The sequence below is a fragment of the Paracoccus sp. S4493 genome (genome assembly GCF_000967735.1).
Classification (GTDB): Bacteria; Pseudomonadota; Alphaproteobacteria; order Rhodobacterales; family Rhodobacteraceae; genus Paracoccus; species Paracoccus marcusii.
This window is the reverse complement of sequence record NZ_JXYF01000224.1, coordinates 1-892: the sequence shown is the minus strand read 5'-3', so window position 1 is coordinate 892 and position 892 is coordinate 1. Positions and strand designations below refer to the sequence as shown.

Below are 892 nucleotides of genomic sequence, written 5' to 3'. Positions count from 1 at the left end.
CCCCGCCCGCCTCATCGACCCGAGCGAGATCGGCGATGTCTGGAATTATGGCGAGGATCCGGCGCGCTATCCCATCGACACCGGACGGCTGCGGGCGGTCACCGAAACCGTGGCCGAGGCGATCGGATGGGGTCGCCAGATGCCCGCCGGCAGCGGCCTGGGCATCGCCGCGCATTACAGCTTTGTCAGCCATGTCGCGGTGGCGGCCGAGGTCGAGGTCGTGGACGGCGCGGTGCGCATTCCGCGCGTCGAGATCGCCATCGACTGCGGCGCGCATGTCAATCCCGACCGCATCCGCTCTCAGATGGAGGGGGCGGTCATCATGGGCGCGGGGCAGGCCCTGACGGCCGAGATCACCTTCCAGGACGGGCGCGCGCAGCAGGACAACTTTGACACCTACCTGATCCCCCGCATGGAGACCGCGCCGCGGGAGATCAACGTGCATCTCGTGTCCTCGGGCGGCTATGACCAGCCTTTGGGGGGCGTCGGGGAACCGGGCCTGCCGCCCGTCGCCCCGGCCATCGTCAACGCGATCTTTGCCGCGACGGGCACCCGCATCCGCCGCCTGCCGGTGGCCAATCAACTTCGCAGCTGAGGACATGTCCATGACCCTGAAACAGATGCTTCTGGCCGGCGGCCTTGCTGTCCTGGCCGGTCCGGCGCTGGCGGATTGCGCCGACCGGATCACCTTCCTCGAAGAGGCGCTGGACGATGCGTCGCGGCTGGCCATCTCGGCCTCGACGGGCGGGCAGGGGGTCGCGGGCGCCCGCGAGGCCCAGGCCGTGACCGAGGAGACGGCAGAGGAACCCGTCCCCTATCAGGACGACGCCGCCGCGGCGGTCGAGGAGGCCGATGAGGCCGGGGACGGTGGCGAGGAGTTGATCGAGGCGCG

At 70.3% G+C, this 892-nt stretch carries 2 protein-coding genes; both read left to right on the top strand.

Going from position 1 to position 892, the window contains the following annotated elements:
• Window positions 1-595, top strand: a 595-nt coding sequence (locus tag TW83_RS16525) for a molybdopterin cofactor-binding domain-containing protein (RefSeq protein WP_045983881.1), incomplete at its 5' end; no start/stop codon positions are given.
• Window positions 596-605: 10 nt separating this feature from the next.
• The coding region (locus TW83_RS16520) for a hypothetical protein (RefSeq protein WP_045983880.1) at window positions 606-892 on the top strand (287 nt) is incomplete at its 3' end.